The organism is Psychrobacter sp. CLB018, from assembly GCF_041222815.1.
GTDB classification, from domain to species: Bacteria; Pseudomonadota; Gammaproteobacteria; order Pseudomonadales; family Moraxellaceae; genus Psychrobacter; species Psychrobacter faecalis.
This window is the reverse complement of record NZ_CP166085.1, coordinates 887708-909657: the sequence shown is the minus strand read 5'-3', so window position 1 is coordinate 909657 and position 21950 is coordinate 887708. Positions and strand designations below refer to the sequence as shown.

The 21950-nt window shown below is 43.8% G+C and carries 18 protein-coding genes and 1 tRNA gene; 12 read left to right on the top strand and 7 right to left on the bottom strand.

Annotated elements, in window-relative coordinates:
- Positions 1–3: 3 nt before the first annotated feature.
- The 3 genes from AB8P72_RS04015 to AB8P72_RS04005 all read right to left on the bottom strand — a co-directional run bounded on the left by AB8P72_RS04015 (position 4) and on the right by AB8P72_RS04005 (position 2735).
- Positions 4–735, bottom strand: a complete 732-nt coding sequence (locus AB8P72_RS04015) for a DUF2059 domain-containing protein (protein WP_198327896.1) — start codon at positions 733–735, stop codon at positions 4–6.
- Positions 736–787: 52 nt separating this feature from the next.
- On the bottom strand, positions 788–1942 hold the full coding sequence (locus AB8P72_RS04010; RefSeq protein WP_227678211.1) for a cation diffusion facilitator family transporter: 1155 nt from the start codon (positions 1940–1942) through the stop codon (positions 788–790).
- Positions 1943–2126: 184 nt separating this feature from the next.
- Positions 2127–2735, bottom strand: a complete 609-nt coding sequence (locus tag AB8P72_RS04005) for an acyl-CoA thioesterase (RefSeq protein WP_144297161.1) — start codon at positions 2733–2735, stop codon at positions 2127–2129.
- Between the two features lie 329 nt (positions 2736–3064).
- On the opposite strand from AB8P72_RS04005, the gene AB8P72_RS04000 reads away from it, so the two are divergent.
- The 8 genes from AB8P72_RS04000 to AB8P72_RS03965 all read left to right on the top strand — a co-directional run bounded on the left by AB8P72_RS04000 (position 3065) and on the right by AB8P72_RS03965 (position 10984).
- A tRNA-Asn gene (locus AB8P72_RS04000) sits at positions 3065–3140 on the top strand.
- 365 nt (positions 3141–3505) lie between these two features.
- Complete coding sequence (locus AB8P72_RS03995) at positions 3506–5257, top strand: amidohydrolase (protein WP_369958062.1); 1752 nt, start codon at positions 3506–3508, stop codon at positions 5255–5257.
- A gap of 111 nt (positions 5258–5368) precedes the next feature.
- Complete coding sequence (locus tag AB8P72_RS03990) at positions 5369–6307, top strand: alpha/beta fold hydrolase (RefSeq protein ID WP_369958061.1); 939 nt, start codon at positions 5369–5371, stop codon at positions 6305–6307.
- A gap of 74 nt (positions 6308–6381) precedes the next feature.
- Entirely contained in the window at positions 6382–7203 is an 822-nt protein-coding gene (gene dapD, locus AB8P72_RS03985; protein WP_369958060.1) for a 2,3,4,5-tetrahydropyridine-2,6-dicarboxylate N-succinyltransferase, read from the top strand.
- Between the two features lie 239 nt (positions 7204–7442).
- Entirely contained in the window at positions 7443–8183 is a 741-nt protein-coding gene (gene queE, locus AB8P72_RS03980) for a 7-carboxy-7-deazaguanine synthase QueE (RefSeq protein WP_198327892.1), read from the top strand.
- A 219-nt stretch (positions 8184–8402) separates the two neighbouring features.
- The gene (locus AB8P72_RS03975) at positions 8403–9581 is read left to right on the top strand and encodes a multidrug resistance efflux transporter family protein (RefSeq protein ID WP_198327891.1); all 1179 of its coding nucleotides are present in this window, start codon (positions 8403–8405) and stop codon (positions 9579–9581) included.
- A 14-nt stretch (positions 9582–9595) separates the two neighbouring features.
- Positions 9596–10231 carry a trimeric intracellular cation channel family protein gene (locus tag AB8P72_RS03970; protein ID WP_102077838.1) on the top strand — a complete coding sequence of 212 codons (636 nt, stop codon included), beginning with the start codon at positions 9596–9598 and terminating at the stop codon, positions 10229–10231.
- Between the two features lie 90 nt (positions 10232–10321).
- Entirely contained in the window at positions 10322–10984 is a 663-nt protein-coding gene (locus AB8P72_RS03965) for a trimeric intracellular cation channel family protein (protein WP_198327890.1), read from the top strand.
- Between the two features lie 18 nt (positions 10985–11002).
- On the opposite strand, the gene recJ is transcribed toward AB8P72_RS03965, so the two are convergent.
- Complete coding sequence (recJ, locus tag AB8P72_RS03960) at positions 11003–12859, bottom strand: single-stranded-DNA-specific exonuclease RecJ (protein ID WP_369958059.1); 1857 nt, start codon at positions 12857–12859, stop codon at positions 11003–11005.
- A 389-nt stretch (positions 12860–13248) separates the two neighbouring features.
- Here recJ and AB8P72_RS03955 point away from each other — a divergent pair, with 389 nt between their 5' ends.
- Complete coding sequence (locus AB8P72_RS03955) at positions 13249–13764, top strand: hypothetical protein (RefSeq protein ID WP_068408032.1); 516 nt, start codon at positions 13249–13251, stop codon at positions 13762–13764.
- Between the two features lie 133 nt (positions 13765–13897).
- Here AB8P72_RS03955 and AB8P72_RS03950 read toward each other — a convergent pair whose 3' ends face one another.
- Together AB8P72_RS03950 and AB8P72_RS03945 are read right to left on the bottom strand one after the other, a co-directional pair.
- The gene (locus tag AB8P72_RS03950; protein ID WP_305936152.1) at positions 13898–14653 is read right to left on the bottom strand and encodes a DUF305 domain-containing protein; all 756 of its coding nucleotides are present in this window, start codon (positions 14651–14653) and stop codon (positions 13898–13900) included.
- Positions 14654–14865: 212 nt separating this feature from the next.
- Complete coding sequence (locus AB8P72_RS03945; RefSeq protein WP_068408027.1) at positions 14866–15333, bottom strand: DUF305 domain-containing protein; 468 nt, start codon at positions 15331–15333, stop codon at positions 14866–14868.
- 386 nt (positions 15334–15719) lie between these two features.
- Between AB8P72_RS03945 and AB8P72_RS03940 the strand changes: the two genes are divergently transcribed.
- The 3 genes from AB8P72_RS03940 (at position 15720) to AB8P72_RS03930 (ending at position 19312) form a co-directional block, all read left to right on the top strand.
- Positions 15720–16439, top strand: a complete 720-nt coding sequence (locus AB8P72_RS03940) for a heavy metal response regulator transcription factor (protein WP_369958057.1) — start codon at positions 15720–15722, stop codon at positions 16437–16439.
- Between the two features lies 1 nt (position 16440).
- On the top strand, positions 16441–17907 hold the full coding sequence (locus AB8P72_RS03935) for an ATP-binding protein (RefSeq protein ID WP_369958266.1): 1467 nt from the start codon (positions 16441–16443) through the stop codon (positions 17905–17907).
- Between the two features lie 103 nt (positions 17908–18010).
- Positions 18011–19312, top strand: a complete 1302-nt coding sequence (locus AB8P72_RS03930; RefSeq protein ID WP_369957939.1) for an IS4 family transposase — start codon at positions 18011–18013, stop codon at positions 19310–19312.
- Positions 19313–19375: 63 nt separating this feature from the next.
- On the opposite strand, the gene AB8P72_RS03925 is transcribed toward AB8P72_RS03930, so the two are convergent.
- A complete protein-coding gene (locus AB8P72_RS03925) occupies positions 19376–21682 on the bottom strand; it encodes a nitric-oxide reductase large subunit (protein WP_369958056.1) in 2307 nt (768 codons plus the stop codon).
- Positions 21683–21950: the final 268 nt, after the last annotated feature.

Below are 21950 nucleotides of genomic sequence, written 5' to 3'. Positions count from 1 at the left end.
ACTTTAAAATACGCCTTTAATAATCTGCTTCATTTGCGGCAATAGCTCGCTTAATTGCGCTTCAGTCTCGCTGGTTTGCGGCAATAGCTCGCTTAATTGCGCTTCAGTCTCGCTGGTATCTTCAGGCAAGGATTGCTGTAAAAAAGCCGCGGTAATTTGTGGCTGCTTGGCAAGGATACTTTGCCCTACTGCCGTATCGTAGAATTTAATCTGGGCATCGACTTCAGCCTGCGTATAGTAAGTCTTAGCGGCACTGATATAAGCTTGCGTCAAAGTTTGTGCGTCGGCTGCATTGCCGATACCCTCAGTCATAATCTTAGCATATTGCCCTAACACGCTTTGAATTTGCTCTTGTAGATCGCGTTGGCGCTTATTTAACTGTTGGTCACTGGCGCGCTGATTACTGCTTTGATTCTGGTTTTTGGTTTGCGTATTAATGGCATCGATGGCCGCTTGTTGACCATTGACGATAGACTGAATCTGCTCGTCGATATGCATCACTTGCATCAGTTTAATGATAGACACATCAGTTGGTGCTTGATTGTTCATTTGCTGCTTGGCAATATTATTGGTGCCCTTACTAACCCTATTTGGCTCACTATGGACAATCAATTCTGCATTGGCATTGACGATAGGTGCTGATAGAAGCGTTGTCACCACCAAAGTAAGTAATGGATTGATGCTAGTAGGACGCCGACTGGTATTTTTTTTGGAAGATTTTAGGTAATTTTTCATATAAGACTCTTATTACTATAGGTGACGATTATTTATTATGCGGCAAATCTTATTAAGCACACTGCTCATCCGGTAAACGTAAAACCTCAGCATTGGGAACGGATAATGTCAAAATCGCTTCTTGAAATAATGGATTGGCGCGGAATTGGTTTTCAATATCTTCAAATTTTTGCGCGATTTGCTGTTCTTGTTGATTACCAGCGATATCGACCGCTGCCACCATAAATATTTTTTTGGGTCCGACCCACTCTAAGTGTAAATAAGAGACGCTGTCGATATCAGGATGATTTAATAGTTCCGTTAAAATATAGCAGTGGGTCTTTTCTGAGACTTTATAGCCAACCAAAAAATCACGATTGCGATTGATTAAAAAGATAGCCACCATACCCAATAATATGCCCACGATAATAGAACCAAGGGCATCCCAAAATGGCTCACCTGTATAGGCATGCATACCCATCGCTGCTGCTGCGACCACCAAGCCTATGACCGCTGCCAAATCCTCAAAAAATACCCCGCGCAACGTTGGGTTTGAAGTATTCACCACATAACCTAACGCACTGACATTAATAGCCTGACCATGCTTTTTACTTTGTAAATACGCCTGCACTAGAGAAAAACCTTCGAGCACAAACGCCACTGCCAAAATAATAAAGCCAATGGTGTAATTGGTTTCTGTTTCAGGCGCATTCCACTCGGTGATACCGGTATAGATAGAAACAATCGAGCCTGCCATAAAAACGCCAAAAGCGGCAATCATCGACCATACGTATGACTCTTTACCATAGCCTAACGGATGACTGTTATCGGCAGGTTTGACCGCTTTTTTCTCCGCCACGATGAGTAGAGTGCCATTACCGGCATCTGCCCACGAATGCGCTGATTCAGCAATCATAGAAGCAGAGCCAGTCATAAATGCCGCAACGGTTTTGGCAATGGCAATAATAACATTCGCTCCTACGGCAATGAGCACAGTAACCAGCGACGAGGATTTCTCGTCTTCCTGCTTCTTGTCCTCCTGAATGTTTTCGGGGCTTGTGACGTTAGTGAAATTGAGGTTAGGATTGATACCGTCTTTAGAATTGCTAGTATCTTTGGTCAAATTGGCAATAGAACGCGCACTGCCAGCACCGCGGGTACGAACGGTTTGCGGTGCTGGCTGATCTTTGGAAGGAATGTTTGATGATTCAGTGTTTTTTGAACTCATATGAGGCTCAATAAATGGTTAATATAATGAAGTAAAACAGCCATCAAAAAAGTTAAGCCATGAGCGCTAACTATTTTTAACTGCGTTATTTATCATTAAATTTAACCAAATAGCCACCACTGGTCAGTAAGGTTTTCGTGAGACTTTGTTTAAGTATTGATGATTTTGCTAGGTAAAATGCGCCTTATTTGGCATTGCTATGCTGAGCAAGCTCGCCAATCATATCATTGTCGTTGCCGCTTTTATCCGTCATCTTATCAGCGCCTAGACTTTCGCCAATCATTTGATTGATGTCGCAGCTCGGGCGATGCGAGCTTTGCATGCGTAGCTCTTTACGCGCCAAGCCTGCGTCAAAACGACACTGTTGCATGGCGTTTTTAATCTCAAGCGCAGGCACAGGCGTCGGTTTACCGTTATCATCAATCGCTACCATGGTAAAATAGCAGCTATTGGTATGGCGTATCGTACGGGCGCGAACGTCCTCCGCTTCAACCCGTATCCCCACTTCCATAGACGTTCTACCGACATAGTTGATACTAGCGGCAAAAGTGACCAATTCGCCCACGTAGATAGGCTCGCGGAACATCACTTGATCGACTGATAGCGTCACCACATAGCTACCACTGTAGCGACTGGCGCAAGCATAAGCGACTTGGTCAAGCATCTTGAGCAAATCACCCCCATGAACGTTGCCGATGAAATTGGCCATATCTGGCGTCATCAGCACCGACATATACAATTCATGATTTAAAGGGGCGCTTTTAGCAGTAGAGCTGGTGTTATATTGCGACATAATATTCCTTGCTGTTATCGTAAAACCTGTCTATTTTAAATATCCGTTATACAGTAGCCTCTGCTAAATCGCAAATAAAGACCGTTAGAGTGAGTGTAGGAGATATTTTTTATTCAGATGCCTATAATTTTTCTCATGGTTTTATGATTAGATTTTGACTAAAAGGTGTGTAAACCCTTCTATCTACCACGTAAAAACGCAATCTTTCTAAAATCTGCAAAAAAAAAGCTTGACGTATTTTTTATCTTTGCTAGAATACGCCCCACTTAGCAAGAACTCATTAGAGACTTTCTAAGCTCGCCGTAAGTCATAAAACCCTTACCGCTTATTCTCCAATAGCTCAGTTGGTAGAGCAACGGACTGTTAATCCGTGTGTCCCTGGTTCGAGCCCAGGTTGGAGAGCCATATTTTAGTTGTAAATCTTTTGAATCATTTTTGATTCGATTATGGCATTTGCCAAGACCCTCATCACTTTGATGGGGGTTTTTTTATGGCTGGTGTTTTATTTCATAAGCCTATAAATAGCAAAAACCTTTCTCTTTTCTTCTTCTATTACCAGTCTTGCAGCAAGTAGTTACTTTATAAAAAAATAAGCTTAGCCTTTAGTATTGTCCTTGGTTAGTTGTTTATCGACCTTATATTAAACCTGCTATATTGTTAGCCAACGATAAATTCATAAATAACATTGACCCTTTAAAGCTTTATCGCTACATTGGTTAGAGCTCTTATTTATGTGAAAACAACTATAAAAAACTATTAGGGATAGCGCCATGACTATAGGTATTATTAAGCCGACGTTACTGAGTATTGGACTGATGAGTATGATCGGTTGTACTGCCCTGCAAACCACCTCAAAACAGCCAAATACAGAACAAACAAGCGATTCAGCAACGGTTTATTACAATGGCAATATCATTACCATGGAAGGTGAGCAACCGCAGATGGTCGAAGCTTTGGTCACGCAGGCTGGCAAAATTGCTTATGTTGGTGATTTAAATACGGCGCAATCAAAATATAAAAATGCCGCTCAAGTGAATTTAAACAGCAAAACCTTGCTACCGGGTTTTATCGATCCGCACAGTCATTTTGATATGGTGTCAAACACCATGGGTCAGGCAAATTTAAACCCGCCGCCAGTTGGCAAGATAGATAGTATGGATAAATTACTACAAGCCTTAAAAGACTATAAAAAGGACAATAACATCGCCGATGGTGAATGGATCTACGGTTGGGGTTATGATGAGAGTCAATTAAAAGAAGGTCGTCATCCAAACAAAGCAGATATCGATAAAGTATTGCCTAATAACCCTGTATACCTGCAACATACCAGCGGTCATATGGGTGTCGCCAATAGCCAAGCCTTAGCAGCCCTGAACATTACCGCAGATACTAAAAACCCAGAAGGTGGTAATATTGCACGGGTTAAGGGTTCTAGCGAGCCAAATGGTCTCGTCCAAGAAACCGCTATGTACCCATTTATGCGGCGAATGCTAGAGGTATTAGAGCCCAATCAAGCTAAGTTTTTTGAGCAAACCCAAGATTATTATGCCAAAAATGGTCTGACTACCGCCCACAACGGTTCAACAGCTCGTAATACTATTCAGTTTTTCCAAAAACAAGCCGATGTTGGCAAGCTGAAAATCGACTTAGTCGCATTAGCAGGTAGCAGTGATTTAGATGAAAACTTAGCGGACAAAGACTTTGTTTGGAAGACCTATCAAAACGGTTTTAAAGTTCAAGGAACTAAAATCATAGCTGATGGCTCGCCGCAAGGTAAAACCGCTTATTTCAGTCAACCTTATTTGACGCCAGTGCCAGACTGCAAAAAAGACTGTCGCGGTTTGCCGAGTATCAGCCAAGATGCGCTCAATGAGATGTTTGCCAAGGCTTATAAGCACGATAACCAGCTGTTTATCCATAATAATGGCGATGGCGCGACAGATATGATTATCAAAGCCCATGAATATGCAGTCAAAAAGACGGGACAAGCCGCTGATAAAGATCGCCGTACGGTGCCTATTCATGCTCAGTTTGCGCGCCCCGATCAGCTAGAAGCCTTTAAAAAATATAAGATGTTACCGTCATTTTTTACCAATCATGCCTATTTTTGGGGTGATGTGCATGTGCAGAATTTAGGCAAAAAACGCGCTGATTTTTTAAGTCCGATAGCGACAGCGGATAAAATGGGGTTAAAATACACCAACCATTCTGACGATACCGTGACGCCTGTCGATCCGTTATTTACCGTTTGGTCAGCGGTTAATCGCACCTCGCGCTCAGGCAAGATTATCGGCGCCAATGAGCGCGCAACCCCTTATCAAGCGCTCAAAGCCATCACGACCAATGCCGCTTATGAGTATTATGAGGAAAATAGCAAAGGTACCTTAACCAAAGGTAAGCTCGCTGATTTGGTTATATTAGATGCCAATCCATTGACGGTAAATGCAGATAAGCTTAAAGATATTCATGTGGTCACTACCATTAAAGAAGGTAAAATAATCTATCAGCGCCCGACAAAGTAAAACTATAATGACAGCATACTAAGAAAAAATTTAATGCTTTATAGTCAAATTCCTATAATTTTGACTATAAAGTTTTTTCTGTCTCTTTTATATCAATATTAGGATTCGTTTATGAGTAACACCGAGCAAATCACCTCCTCTGACAACACCCATTATTTGCACCATACTTTTTTTGAGCCAAGCGATAATACCACGCCGATTACTGCTACCCTATTGATTGTGCATGGGATGGCCGAGCACAGCGGTCGTTATGCAGAGCTTGCGCAGTTTTTAGCAGATAACGGTATTGCGGTCGCCACTTACGATCAGCTAGGTCATGGACAGACGGTCAAATCAGCCAATGATTTGGGTTTTTTTGCTGAAGAACATCCGGTGCAATCGTTATTAAAAGACGTTATTATCATGGCGGACAGTCTAAAGGTGCGACATCCTAATGTGCCGCATTTCGTTATGGGTCATTCGATGGGCTCGTTTATCGTGCGCAATGTCCTCAAACATCACGCGCAGAACTTTACTGGGGCCATCTTAATGGGTACCGCTGATGCCAATCCATTAACCAAAGTGCTATTACCTATTAATAAAGTACTGGCAAAAGTGGCGCCTAAAAAGCCAAACCCAGTCTTTGCCAATGTGATGAATAAGGTACTCAATAGCAAGCTTGATAACCGTATTTCTTCTTCAGAATTTGCTTGGCTTAATGAAGACCCTCAAGCTATCGAAGCTTATGAAGCTGATCTATTGACGGGCTTTGATTTTACCAACAATGGGTTTTTAACCTTGTTTAGCTTAATGGAAGCGGGTCTCAATAAAAACTGGGCAACGACCATTGCCAAAGATTTTCCGATGTTACTGGTCAGTGGCGAGAACGATCCGATCGGCGATATGGGCAAAGGTATTCGCAAAATTGCCAGCCGTTTAGAAAAACAGAACTTTAGCAATATCACGCTACAGCTCTACCCGCACATGCGCCATGAGCCGATTCATGAACAAAATAAACAGCAAGTTTATCAAGATATTGTAGACTGGATAAATAGCAATACTGCTGCCTAGTAACAAAATGCTTGATTAATTTAAACGACCACTTTTATTATCTTTTTTACCCTTCACCAACTTTAGGAATATTTATGACATTGCAACAAACCATCGAGCAAACCTTTGAAAATCGTAACGATTATAGCCCAGCAACCATGCCACAAGACATACGCGACGCTATCAACGAAGTGCTTGAACAATTAGACAACGGTAGCTTGCGTGTTGCTGAGAAAAAAGATGGCGAATGGGTGGTCAATCAATGGGCTAAAAAAGCGGTATTATTATCATTTCGTTTAAACGATAACTATGTCCAGGCGGCGGGCGAACACGTGCAGTTTTATGACAAAGTGCCGACGAAGTTTGCTGACTGGACTCAAGAGCAGTTTAAAGCAGCTGGCGTACGCGTGGTACCGCCAGCGGTTGCTCGTAAAGGCTCATACATCGCAGCAGGTGCCGTCTTAATGCCATCGTATGTCAACATTGGCGCTTATGTCGACCAAGGCGCGATGGTAGATACGTGGGCTACGGTTGGTTCGTGCGCCCAAATCGGTAAAAATGTGCATCTATCAGGCGGCGTTGGCATCGGCGGTGTCTTAGAGCCGCTGCAAGCCAATCCAACGATTATCGAAGACAATTGCTTTATCGGCGCGCGCTCTGAAATCGTTGAAGGCGTGATAGTAGAAGAAGGCTCGGTAATTTCTATGGGCGTGTTTATCGGGCAATCAACGCGCATTTATGACCGCGAAACGGGCGAGATTCATCGCGGCCGTGTACCAGCAGGCTCGGTCGTTGTACCCGGTAGCTTGCCATCAGAAGACGGCACTCACAGCTTATATGCTGCCATTATCGTGAAAAAAGTCGATGCGCAAACCCGTGCCAAAACCTCGGTCAATGAGTTATTACGTTTGGCCTAGTGATGTAATTTTCCTAGAGCTTCCATAGATATCAGGCAATCAAAAAGATGTTGAAACCCAATTTCAGCATCTTTTTTAATGTTCAATATCAGTTTAAGTTTAACTTAATACAAGACATTACGTTATAATCCTTGCCTCGTTTGGGCGCTAGAAATATTAGCGCTAAACAAACTACTAAACCCTTTTTTATTTGGTCAATGCGCGCCGCATTATCAATCTTTATCTGTATTTGACATATTATGAGTGAGTTATCTTTACGCACCTCGGCAATTCCTGTCACTGATCCCGAAGCAGGGCTACGTTTGACCGAGATTTTTTATTCGCTGCAAGGTGAAGCGCTGACCTCAGGCTTGCCGACGATATTTGTGCGCCTGACTGGCTGCCCGTTGCGCTGCGTGTATTGTGATACCGAGTACGCTTTTAGTGGCGGTGAGCGGCAATCGCTAGAAGCCATTGTCGCGACCATCAAAAGCTATCCTTGTCAGCGTATTTGCTTGACTGGCGGCGAGCCGTTAGCGCAGCCAAACGCCGTTGAATTGATGCAACGTTTGTTAAATGACGGTTATGAGATTTCACTTGAAACCGCAGGGGCGCTGACGGTAAAAAATGTACCGCCTGCGGTCAGCAAAGTAATGGATCTGAAAACGCCAAGCTCAGGTGAAGTCGATAAGAATCTTTGGTCAAACCTCGACTATCTCACCCAGCACGACCAAATCAAATTTGTCATTATGAATCGCGCCGATTATGAGTGGGCAAAGGCAACACTGTTTGAGCATCAACTTGATAAATTGGTCGGTACGGTTTGGTTTTCACCGATGTTTACTGTCGCAGAAGAAGTCGCTGCTAGTGAAGCATTGAGCAGCCCCGATGTGCCAGTATTGGCACGCGAGCTGGCTGAATGGATGCTGGCAGACGCCCTTCCCGTCCGCTTCCAATTACAACTGCATAAGATTATTTGGGCCGATGCTAAAGGTAAATAATTGAATGAGCTTCGCGCAAATTGGACAAATCAATAGTTCAAATAAGCAAACAACAAAAATTCCAAACTAAACATCCTCTAAATATAGCCAAGGAATTTTAGAATCGCTACAAGGCGACCGACCGCAGATAGTACATTGAGTACATCTAGGGCGGGTAACACCGTAGCGGTTTAAAAGTGCTCTGACTATAGCTAACCAGCCGACTGCAAGGACGCATACATGGTCAAACTGATTTTACTGGGCTTATTGGCGGGGGCGTTCTTTAGCTCGACATTTATTTTAAATGAGCTGATGAGTAATGCTGGCGGCCATTGGTTTTGGTCAGCGAGCCTACGCTATGTCTTTATGTGGCTGATTATCAGCGCCGTTATTATCCTGCAACATGGCTTTGGACGTATTCAAGCGCTTGCGAGCATTTTTCGTCAGCACTGGCGCTTTTGGTGTCTTACCGGCAGTATTGGCTTTGGGGTATTTTATACCGGTATTTGCTATGCAGGCGACCACGTGGCAGGCTGGGTCGTTGCTGCTACCTTTATGTTTACCGTCGTAACCAGTTTGCTCGTACTATTGGCATTCGGACAAAGGTTTGATAAGAAATTTATTATTTATGCCTTTTTGGTGTTTATCGGGGTAGTATTGGTCAACGTCAGCGAAGGCTTGCGCGCCTCTGCCCTTGCCGACATTGATAGCGCGCCGATGGCAGAAATGCTACTTTACGGTGCCCTACCTGCGCTAATTGCGGCTTTTAGTTACCCAATCGGCAATCAACTGGTCTGGCAAGTTTCCCATAACTCACGCAAACACTATCCTCATAAAGATAAGGCTAAAAAGCAACAAGTAACAGAAGATAAGAAACTCAACAGTGAACAAAGTCATCACGAGCATAGTAACCAAGCACTTGTCTCAGAAGCTTATGACTTATCTGCTGCTGCCTCTAACGCTGCACACAGCAGTATTTCTTTAAATACCAGTAGCACTATTAGTGCTAACCAAACTTCTGCTTTACAAAACCTCATTGCCCGCATTCCTGCTATCGAGACGAGCTTATTACAAAATGCCTTTAACAAGGTTTGGCTGATGACCTTGGGTAGTTTTCCATTTTGGCTAATTTTAGGCGCTTTTATCCAGCCTGAACCACCTGCAACCACCCAATTATTTAATACTTTGCTAGTAGCATTACTGGCTGGAGTAGCGGCGACGAGCATATTTTTTTATGCGCGTGAGCAAGCGGTGACTTCAAGCGAAGTCGCAGGCGTTGACTCGACCCAAGCCAGCGAGGTAATCTTTGCTTTGATTGGCGGTATACTATTGTTGGATAATGCCATACCATCAGTAATGGGATTGGTCGGTATTGGGCTAATTATTCTAGGGCTGATTTTATTTGCAAAAGACGGTTGAGGCTAAAATAAGTCATGATAAATCACTTTATTTTCCCCGATATTCTGCTGTATTTATTAGATATGGTGGGTGTCGTTGCTTGCGCCATCGCGGGCACTTTGCTGGCGCAGCATAAAGGCTTTGATATTGCGGGCTGTATTTTGGTTTCTATGGTCAATGCCATTGGCGGTGGTACATTGCGTGATATGGCGCTCGATCGCCATCCGTTATTTTGGATGACTGACCTCAACTATGTCATCGTCATTACCATCACCTCGCTTATTCTACAAATTTTCTTTCATCTGTATCATAAGATTGATAAAGCGCTCAAATTTTTTGATGCGATTGGACTGGCGGCCTTTAGTGTTATTGGTTTTAAAGTGGCGTTGGCGCAAGATATGTCGCCAGTTATTGCGGTTATGATGGGAGTTTGGACGGCGATTATCGGTGGTTTATTGCGTGATATTATCTGTAATGAGATACCACTGCTGCTACAGCGTGAGATTTACATCACCGCTAGTATTGCAGGATCCTTGAGCTATTTGGCGCTTGATTACTGGGGCGTTGATGCGGTTACCAATGAGTTTATGATGCTATTTATCATCTTTTTCGTACGTATGCTGGCGCTTAAATTCGATTGGCATCTGCCTTCTATTCGTTTGGTCGATTGAATATTTGTTTTACCGCTTAACCTCATGGGCAAAAAATAGCAGTGCTTTGATATTGATGTTTTAATATAAGGGCTTTAATGAGAAAAATGTATGCTCACCATCGCTTTAGATTCTGAATTGATGACTACTTTTGACCCGCGCTCACTCATTTATCTGTTTGATATGATTGGGATTATCGCTTGTAGTATTTCAGGGACGATATTGGCCAAGCATAAGAATTTTGATGTCTTTGGCTGCTTACTGGTATCGATTGTGACTGCCATCGGCGGCGGTACGGTGCGCGATGTGATTTTGGATCGTCATCCGCTGTTCTGGATGGTGGACATGAGTTATTTGACGCTTATTACTGTTTCGTCATTGGTGATGCAAATATTCTTTCACCCCAACTCTAGGCGCGTTGATAAATTCCTCAAGCTCTCCGACACTATTGGGCTATCAGCCTTTACCTTAATCGGTATCAAGGTTGCTGATAGTATGGGCGCCAATGTGCCGGTGGCATTATTACTCGGGGTGATTACGATTATTGTCGGCGGCATCATCCGCGATATGATTTGTAATGAGATTCCGCTGGTGCTACAGCAAGAGATTTATATCAGTGCGTCTTTAACGGGCGGCATTCTTTATTTTGCCCTGCACAATCTTGGCGTAAGCGCTTGGATTGCCGATATCTCAGCAATGGCGACGATTTTTACTTTGCGTATGCTTGCCATTCGTTATGACTGGCAGTTTCCAACCATTGAATGGAAATATTAAAGTATTCAAGCCTAGCAACTACTCGCTTTCCTCTACCGTCTCTTTTACCAGCGCCAAATCTTTGACCATCAACTGTAAGCTTTGTTTGCCGTTCCACTCGTTAATGTCTAGCTGGAATAATACATGCACTTTGTCGGCGCGGTAATCCCAAGCACTACTATCAAAATTAAATTGGATTGCCTCAATTGGATATTGCACCTCAGGATAACGTAGCGACAATTTAAGATGCTTGTCTTTTAATATCTTAAAGCTCAATACCTCAAATACGCCGTCAAATATCGGCGGTGCAAAGCCATGGCCCCATATACTGGCATTGGCTAAATGCTCTGCAAAGCATAAGCTAAAGTCAGCCGCTTGCAAGGGTCCATCGGTAAATTTCTGCTCGGCAAAGACTTCTTCATCCATCTGCGCCATCACTTCATTAAACGCGGTTACGAAGCTATCGAAATTACGACGTTTGATGGTTAAACCTGCTGCCATGGCATGACCACCGAAATGACTGATTAAATCAGGATAACGTTCGGCCACTTGCTCAATCGCATCACGAATATGCACGCCTGCGATAGAGCGCGCCGAGCCTTTGATGGCATCGTCGTCACCCGTGCGTTCTGTATCCGCTGGCGCGAAGACGATACTGGGCAGATAGTGGCTTTCTTTTAAACGACCAGCGACGATGCCGATAACCCCTTGATGCCAATCGTCTTGATATAAAATGATGCTGCGGTTTTGATTATCAATAGCTGACTTTTCAGTTTTAGGCTGGATAAGAGTTTCATCGCTCTCGTCAGCCCTATTATTAACATCAGCAGTATTCACATCAGCATTAGAATCAGTAGCAGCTAACGCTTGCACAATGCTATCTGCTTGCGCGCGCATCTCGCCTTCGACATGACGGCGCGTACGATTAAGCTGCTCAAGCTCTTGAGCCAAACGCTGTGCGGTACTCCAGTCATCGGTCAATAAGCACTCGATACCGATACGCATATTATCCATACGCCCCGCAGCGTTGATACGCGGACCTAAAACAAAACCAAAGTCCTGCGCCTGTAATTGTTTCGGGTCACGACCTGCTTGCTCAAGCAGTGCCAATATCCCAAGCGAGCAGCGCCCTTGGCGAATGGCGTTAAGACCATGATGGACTAAAATACGATTGTTTTTATCGAGTACGCCAACGTCAGCAATCGTCCCAAGCGCGACCAAATCTAAATATTGGCTGACTTGCACGCTAGACTTGCCTGCTTCGCGGCGCAGTTTCGCCAAGCGTCCGAGCACATAAAACGCCACGCCGACGCCAACCAAGGCTTTACTACTAAAGTTACAATCGAGCTGGTTGGGATTGACCACTGCTTCGGCAGGCGGCGTCTCTTTGGTGGTTAGGTGATGGTCAGTGATAATGACAGTGATGCCATCGGCCTGCGCCCGCGCCACGCCGTCATGGCTTGAGATACCATTATCGACCGTCACAATCATGTCTGGCTTATAAGTCTGGATACCTAATTCGACAATCTCTGGCGTCAGACCATAACCATATTTAAAACGGTCAGGGACTAAAAAATCAACCACCGCACCCATCTTTGTCAGCGCACGCATCATCAATGCTGTACTGGTTGCCCCATCGCAGTCAAAGTCACCAACGATTAAAATACGCTGACCTTCATCGATGGCGACATCTAACAAACGCACCGCTTCGGTGACGCCATGCAGCATTTCGGCTGGCAATAAACCAGATAGGCCAGTCTCTAACTCATCAGGCGTAGCGATACCGCGACCGGCATAAAGCCTAGCAAGGGTAAAGGATTGGGCGGCCAGTGGTTGCAACGCGGCGGGCAACTCGTCGATGCGAGTGCAGGTATAACGGGGGGTTAAATTTAGCATGGTGCTATTCTACTGGCTTTGGCAGATAGCCACAATGGGAATTTTTAGCACTATCGTCTAGGTTTGGCGATTGCCCAATTATGCCTTATGGCATAATTTATATGACATATCATGTAGGAAAAATAAAGGTTACTGATGGCGAATTTTTAAACGCTTGCTTGCCAACCTGTCCTTTATTTACAAAAACGGTGCAGAGAGCCTGCAGTTTTCTGCATTTTGCTACAAAGCAATGATTGTATGGCGCTTATAAAGCCATAAAATGGTAAACATTCAAGATAAGTTATGAGAAGATGACTTATTGGAAAATTATAAGATACTCATCATTTTTGCCATGTTTGCTTTTACTATATTAATGACTTTCTGTTTTTTAAACATTTTAAGGACGCGTTATGAAAACCACCCCAACCGCTGAAAAACTGCCTAATACCATTGACCCTAATTTAGACCTAGATAAAGTCAAAAAAGACTGCGAGAAATTGGTCAAAAAACGCGCCAAACTTTCTGCTGGTGTCGCTATTGTACCTATTCCATTTTTTGATGTGGCAGTTGATGCCAGCATGCTGACCGTCCTGCTACCTGAGATCAGTGAGCGTTTTGGACTGATTGAAGGCCGCCAGTCTGCCGTTGATTTAGAATCACGCGCCATCCATTGGCAAGCGCTAAAAGACCGTACGGTTGATTTTGCAGGACTAATGGCGACACGTGGTATCGTGAAAAAGACCGTTCAAGGTTTCGGTGGTCGTATTGCCGCCAAACAAGTGACTAAGTTCATTCCTTTAGGCGGACAAATGGTCGCCGCGACCATGGGCTATATGATTTTCAAAAAAATCGCCACCGACCATATTAATGAATGCTATAACTTGGCAAAAGACATTCAGCAAAAGCAACATGGTAAAAATGTCTAACAGCATGCCATCATTGTTTAAAGTTTAAGAAATTATTATTCGTAAAAAAAACCAGCTAAGATTCTTAGCTGGATTTTTTAATTTAAGGAACAGATTTTTATATTAAACCAACATCGCATTTTATACAAAAGCACTAGCCGCCATTTTTAGCAATCCAATTTTGCATTTGCTCAATTTCAGCCTGCTGCGCGTTGATAACCGCTTGCGCCAGCTGACGCATTTCGGCATCTTTGCCATATTTTAGTTCTACTTCCGCCATATCAACGGCACCCTTATGATGCGGCAACATACCGCGCGCAAAGGCCATATCAGGTTTAGGATCAGCGATACCCGCCATCATCTCATCGTGCATAGCGTCCATCCCATCAGCGTAGGCTTGCTGCATGGCTTTGGTATCAGGCGTGGCTTCAGCTGCGTCAGGATGACTGGCCAGCCAGCTTTGCATCTGCTCGATCTCAGATTGCTGGGCGTCGATGATTTCTTGCGCTAGCTGACGCATCTCTTTATCCGTACCATATTTTAGCTGAATCTCCGCCATTTCAACCGCACCGACATGATGACCGAGCATCCCTTGCGCAAACGCGGCATCGGGATCGTTGTAATTCATCCCAACCATCATCGCATCGTGCATTTTTACCATCGAATCATTGTACGCTTTATGCGTCACCGACATGTGCTCAGTATCGGTGCTCATCGCTGCCATATCATGATTGGCGTGCGGGCTGGTCGCCGTATTGGGAGTCGTATCAGTGACGACTGCTTGCTCTGTAGCAGGCGCAGCGTTTTTATTAGCAGCCTCTTCATTTGCAGGCTGACAGGCGCTGATAAGCAAGGCAGCACTGATACTAGCAGTAAGCACCCTAAGGCGTGAATGGTTAATAATTTTCATGGAATATCCTTTATTTAAATGAAGCATAAAAATGGCGAATTAAGAAAAATTTGCCGAAAAAAAATAGCTAAATGACTGCGTTAAATACAGCCATTTAACTACGAGCATTTATTAAAATATTTAGTGAATTCTTAACTTACCTTAGCGCTTTAAGAACTAAGGTTTTTAACTTCTAGGTTTTTTAAGCGTCTAAGCTAATGTATTTCTTTAATTTATTTAAGCTCTTCGATCAGCTCTTGCATTTCGCCAATTTCGCGCTCTTGCGCCTCGATGATATCATCAGCAAGCTTACGCACTCTCGGGTCGTCGATATCGGCGCGAGTACTGGTCAAGATAGCAATCGAATGATGCGGTATCATCGCCTGCATCCAGTCAACTTGATCAACGGTCGCTTGGGATCTGACGCCCCAAAGACCAACGGCAAACATTACGATGCTCAGCCCATAAATCATAAGATTGACTTTGGTTTTTTTGTACATATGGCTCATAAATGCCAACATGATGACCGACATAGCGGCGCCCATATACAGCGCCATATAAGCTCTGGTTTCGCTAAAATAAACGTGATCCCATTGATAAGTATTAAAATACATCATGATATACATAACAATGGTCGATGTTAAAATCATCAATGAAAATCTGACATACGGGTTCATTTTTTCTTCTTTTGAATGCTGCATAAGGTAGTCTCCCGCTACGTTGTTTATATTTTTTTTATTAATTTATATTGCTTAGGCTATTTAAAGGCTAGCCAATGACTAAAAGGTTTTTTATTGCATTTTATGAGCTTATAACCACTGCTTAGCAGACTCAACATCCGCGTATACTCGGTTTGTACTATCTTTGTTTGCACGCATTGCTTTATAAAGCGCAAACTAACCTTGTTGATTTTTATCCAAAAATGATAGCAGTATCAGCCTGACAATGAGATGACGCTAAGATGACAATGTTGTCATCTTAGCCATCTGGCATAGGCATAGCGCTGGCATTGCTCTATGATTGGAGGTTTGCAGTTTATATATGATGCAATCGCATAAAAATTATAAATAACGGGCACGATTACGCTATGAAAATACTACTGGTCGAAGATGAGCTGTCACTTGGTGATTATATTAAAAAAGGTTTGAGTGAGGCAGGCTTTATTGTTGAGCACCAAACCACAGGACTTGGTGGCTATCATGCTTTGATGACTGAGGATTTTAATGTGGTCATCATGGATGTGATGTTGCCTGATGTGAGTGGTTTTGAGTTGGTACGCAATTATCGGGCGGCGGGCAAACTGACGCCAGTGCTGTTTTTGACCGCGAAAGATGATTTAAGCGACCGCGTAAAAGGCATAGAAATCGGCGGCGATGATTATCTGACCAAGCCCTTTGCCTTTGCTGAATTATTGGTCAGAATCAAAAATCTACTACGCCGCGTCAATCAAACCGATTATGCTAATACAGTGCTACAAATTGCCGATTTAAAAATGGATATTGCCAAGCGCACTGTCACACGCGGCGAGCAGATTATTAAGCTAACTGCTAAAGAATTTGCGCTACTACAATTTTTTCTTGAGCGCCAAGGTGAGGTGCTACCGCGCTCTGTGATTGCCTCGCAAGTCTGGGATATCAATTTTGATAGCGACACCAATGTGATTGATGTGGCGATACGGCGTTTGCGGATTAAAATCGATGACGATTTCGATACTAAACTGATTCATACGGTGCGCGGCATGGGTTATCGGCTAGATATAGATGATGATGCCAATGACAGCGCTGTTATCGCTGCAGTCACTGAATAATATGACGCCGATTGCGACGGATGGTCGCCTATCTTTATTGTGGCGTACTATCCTGCTGTTAAGCTTGTGCGTCATCGTCACTCAGATATTTCTGTATGTCTGGATACAGCGCTCGGTTAATGAGCATTTTGAGCAAATGGATGCGGAGATTTTGACCCATGCGGCGTTTAATTTACGCCAGTATATGGACAGCAATAGCATAGTTGACACGAGTAACACTAAGAAAAAGCCACTTTCTCAGCAGGCGCTCGCTTTACAGAACGCTAGTATCGACTATGAAGTCAAAACCGTGATTACCGATAATAACGGGCAAGTGCTTATCAGTGTGCCAACTGGTTTTATCAATCAATCGAGTCATAGTGGCGCGGTCAAAATGTTGTGGCAAAAACATCACGAACAGCCGTTCGATCTAAAAATTAACGACCGCCATTATCGCGCTATTGTCATTCAGCATGCCAGCCGCTTAGCCCTTATTGCCCTACCCATCGATGTTCATCATCAGTATTTGGCGCAATTTAACCGTCAGCTGATTGTTATTTTAATCGCCATTACCTTTCTTTTAGTCTCTATCGCCGCTTTTAGTGTGCATTTAGGCTTTGCGCCGCTTGCGACCATTCGGCAAAAAATGAGCCGTATCAATGCCGACCAGCTCGATGATAGAATCGTGATAGCGGATATGCCCAGTGAATTGCGAGCGCTTGCTGAATCCTATAATGCAATGATGGTTAAGCTCGCGCATAACTTTGAAACGCTGTCACGTTTTTCAGACGATATCGCCCATGAGCTGCGCACGCCGCTTGCTACCCTCAGCACCCAAACCCAAGTCATGCTCAGCAAACCGCGAGCCAGCAATGAGTATATCGAGCAGCTACATCATCAGCATGACACCTTAGCGCAATTATCGAGCCTTATTAACAACATGCTGCTACTGGCAAAAACGCAAAAAGGCTTGATTCATTCGCAGTTTAACCGCGTGGATAGCGATTTACTGCTGACTAAGATGATGGAGTATTACGAATGGATAGCCGAAGATCGCGCTATCACCTTTAAAAAAACAGGTGGCTTTAAAATCGTCCTTGGTGATGAAAGCTTATTGCAAAGGCTGTTTGCTAACTTAATTGCCAATGCCGTTTATTATGCCGCCAGTGATAGTATTATTCATATTAATGGCAAAATTGTTACGGATAAGGTTGCAGATAATAGGCAAGTCTTATCTTCATCAGGCATGCTAGCCTCATACCTGCAAATCTCCTTTACTAACCGTCTAACCGCCCCGATGACGCAAGCAGAGGTGGATAAATTATCAGAGCGCTTTTATCGCCATCATAAAACCTTATCAATGCATGCAGGGTCGGGCTTAGGTTTGTCAATTGTGCATGCGATTGTCAATGCTCATAACGGTAAAATAGCCATCACGGTAAAAGACGGCTATTACTTTGAGGTCAGCATCAAACTCCTTCTTGCTTAGCCACAAAAAAGCCCTGCCATTGCAGTAATGCCAGTCAGTTAAGGCAAAAACTCAATAAAAGTAATAAAATAGCCCATCTAATAAGTAGATGGGCTATTTTACTATGAGACTACAAAACGCTATTAATGAGACGCATAAAAGGATTCCAGACACCCTAGAACAATTTAGTGAATTAATAGACCCTGAGTGGATACAGCAAGCTTTAGAATATACCGGCAAAGCGAGCATTAGAAGGCGTAAGCTACCTGCTGAACATGTCGTTTGGCTAGTCATAGGTACCGCCTTATATAGAAACCGTTCCATCTGGTATATCACAGAGCAAATGCGTCTTAATCTAGACTCACAGGCCTGTGTACCCAGTGCAGTCGTACAAGCAAGACAACGCCTCGGGCATGAACCTCTAAAGCAGCTATTTCATCAACTAAGTGCTCACTACCAAACAGAATCACGAGCCCAGCAGCAAGACTTTATGGGACTTAGCGTCCAAGCTGTAGACGGTGTCGTATACTCACTACCCTATACTGATGAGAACCTTCAGCACTTTAGTTCAAGCAAAGGCAGAACCAAAGAGGCGCCCTATCCACAAATGCGTTCGGTATGCCTGATCAATACTGACACGCATGAGATCATTGACACAACCCTTGGAGATATGGGTCAAGGAGAGATCACCTTAGCCCGTCAGCTAAACGTTCAAGACAATAGCATTACGCTATTTGATAGAGCCTATTTCTCAGCAGACCTACTGATTAGTTGGCAACAAACCCATCCAAACAGTCATTGGCTTATGCGGGCTAAAGATAATCTGCGTTACACTGTGATTGAAACCTTTAGTGAAGGGGACTACTTGATACAAATGCCGGTTTCTCCCCAAGCTCAAAAGAAAAACCCAAACCTACCCGATACTTGGCAAGCTCGATTAATTGAGTGTCGTTATGAGGGTAAGACAAGACGATACATAACCTCTTTAATAGATGATAAACGCTTTACTAAGGATAAAGTGGCACAGCTGTATTTGCAGCGCTGGGAGATTGAGATGGCTTTTAGGGAAATTAAGTCTGATCTACAGGAGGGGCTGGTGTTAAGAAGTAAGCTGCCACAGCTTGTGTTACAAGAGTTCTGGGGGCTTATGATTGCTTATAATCTGATAAGACGTTTGATGCGCTATATGGCTCTTAGGGCTAAGGTTAGCCCTCTACGAATTAGCTTCCATATGGCGTCTATTACGATTGTTGATTTGTTACGGTTTGCGCCTTTACAGGCTGCGGGCCTCTTCCCTAAGTTGTTAGATGCACTTTTAGAGGAAGGGAAATTGTTTGTTATTCCTGAACGTAGAAAGCGATCTTGCCCGAGGGTAGTTAAGGGTAAACCACAAAAATATCCCAAAAAAAATACCAGTCAGCGTTAACTGACTGGCATTACTGCCATTGCAGAGCTTTTTGCGCTTTTACTTTTTTACGGTTGTTAGCTTTTAACGTACGGTATTGGTTGGTAAGTTATCCGCATTGACAGGGCTATCAGGTTGATAGCTTGCATGTGAGGGCTTGGCAAAAGCAAACTTGACGACCTGCAGTGCCACACAAACCGCACCAGTAATAAAGATCACGTCAGCAAAGGTACGAATCCAGCGCAGTGTGACTAAGAAATCTTGTTGTAAGAAGCCTTCACTACGCGCATACCATAAGCCTTCGGTCATTGACGCGTGCGCTTGGAAAATACCAATCGGTAATAAGCTAGTGACAATCATCAATACCAAGCCTGCATTTAGCGCCCAAAAACCAGTTTTGATAAGATTTTCACTAAACACATAATCAGGACGGATATAGCGCATGACCAGTAATACAAAGCCGATTGCTAAGAAGCCATAGACCCCAAACAGTGCAGCATGTGAGTGAGTGGCGGTAGTATTTAACCCTTGTAAATAGAACAATGAGACTGGTGGGTTAATCATAAAGCCGAACACCCCTGCACCTAACATATTCCAGAACGCGACCGCAACGAAACACATGATAGGCCATTTAAGCTTATTCATCCATGGCGCTTGACGCTGCATAGACCAATGCTCATAACCTTCGTAGCCTAATACCACCAAAGGTACCACTTCTAAAGCACTAAATGACGCGCCGATTGCCATGACTGGCGTGGTTGTACCTGAGAAGTATAAATGGTGGAATGTACCGGGCACACCGCCGAGCATAAATAGGGCTGCTGAAGCGATGGCAGAACCGGTGGCGATTTTTTTGTTGACTAAGCCTAAGTTGTAGAAAATGAATGCGAGTGAGACGGTGGCGAATACTTCAAAGAAGCCTTCTACCCATAAATGTACCACCCACCAGCGCCAGTATTCCATGATGGTTAAGTGGGTACGCTCGCCGTAGAACAAGCCTGCACCGTAGAATAAACCGACGCAAACGACCGATGCAAAGAAGATCGCTAATAAATTTTTATCACCGCCCTCTTTTCTTCTAAGCGCCGGTAAACAGCCACGGGTCATTAATACCAACCAGAATAAGATACCAACCCATTTTAAAATCTGCCAGAAGCGACCAAGGTCAATGAATTCGTAGCCTTGATGACCAAACCAGAAGTTGTATTTTGCAGGCATAATACCGGCAATCGCAAAGTACTGACTAACAAATGAGCCTACAACCACGAGTATTAATGCCACCCAAAGGATGTCTACGCCCAATTTTTGGTATTTAGGATCTTTACCGCCATTGATAAGTGGCGTTAAGTACAAGCCTGCCATCAAGAAAGCAGTAGCAATCCAAAATAGTGCTGCCTGAATATGCCACGTACGTACTAAGGAGTACGGGAAGTAATCGGATACAGCGATACCATAAAACTCTTGCCCTTCAACGGTATAGTGCGCGACGAAACCGCCGATAAATACTTGGAATACCAATAGAGCAACGACTAGTACACCGTATTTTGCCAAGGCTTTTTGTGACGGTGTTAACGCCACTTTGGTTAATGGGTCAGCACTTGCCGTTGCTTCTTTGACGTCTTCTTCTTTACGTAAGAACGACCAGCCCCAGATAAGAAAACCAACCCCAGCGATTAAGAACACCACACTGGCGATAGACCACATGATATTTTCAGAGGTTGGGACGTTATCAATTAAAGGCTCATGCGGCCAGTTATTGGTATATGTGGCATCAGTACCCGGACGGTTGGTAGACGCAACCCAAGTGGTCCAAAAGAAAAAGTTGGTCAGTTTTTGTCTGTCTTCAATATCTGCCAAAGTATTGTTTTTCATAGCAAAATTTTCACGCGACTTTTGCAATGAAGGCTCATTACCGTACAGACCGATATAGTAAGGCGCGACTTCATTAATAGCGGCAATTCGTGTATCTGACAATACCACTTGATTGTTAGCATTGGTATTGCTGCCACGATATTCTTTTTTCAATTGCGCGCTAAGTACCGCTTTTTGATCATCCGTTGCCACGGCAAAATCATGCCCATATAACTCTTGCGCCCGGATATCTAACCACGCCACAAGCTCTCTGTGTAACCAATCTGCGGTCCAGTCAGGCGCTTGATAGGCCCCATGTCCAAGTATCGAGCCAAGCTGCTGACCACCCGTGCGCTGCCAAGCAGATTGACCATCTAAAATATCTTCTTCTGTGATTAATGCCTTTCCGCTGCTATCAATATACTGATCAGGGATAGGAGGTGCGGTACGATAGACTTCCACGCCGCCCCAACCTAAAAAGGTAAAGGTAATGACGAGGACGGCGATTAAGCCCCACCAATACTTTTTATATTCGCCCATATCTTGCTCCTACTGGCTAGATAGATAAACTGAACGCTTAACATTCATTTTAAATGAATTTTTGTAAGCGCAATTATAATTCCATAAATGATTAATACCGCTGCCTGTTACGATAAACCTATCAATCATCTTATAAACGTTAAGCCTGCTACCTGAGTGATGCTTTAGTCTTGGGATTAAGAATAAAGCACAATCAAAGCTGGGATTGAAGGCTTAAATCTTTGATGATATGACGATTAATGGATAGATTTTATCGCTTCATGCGCTA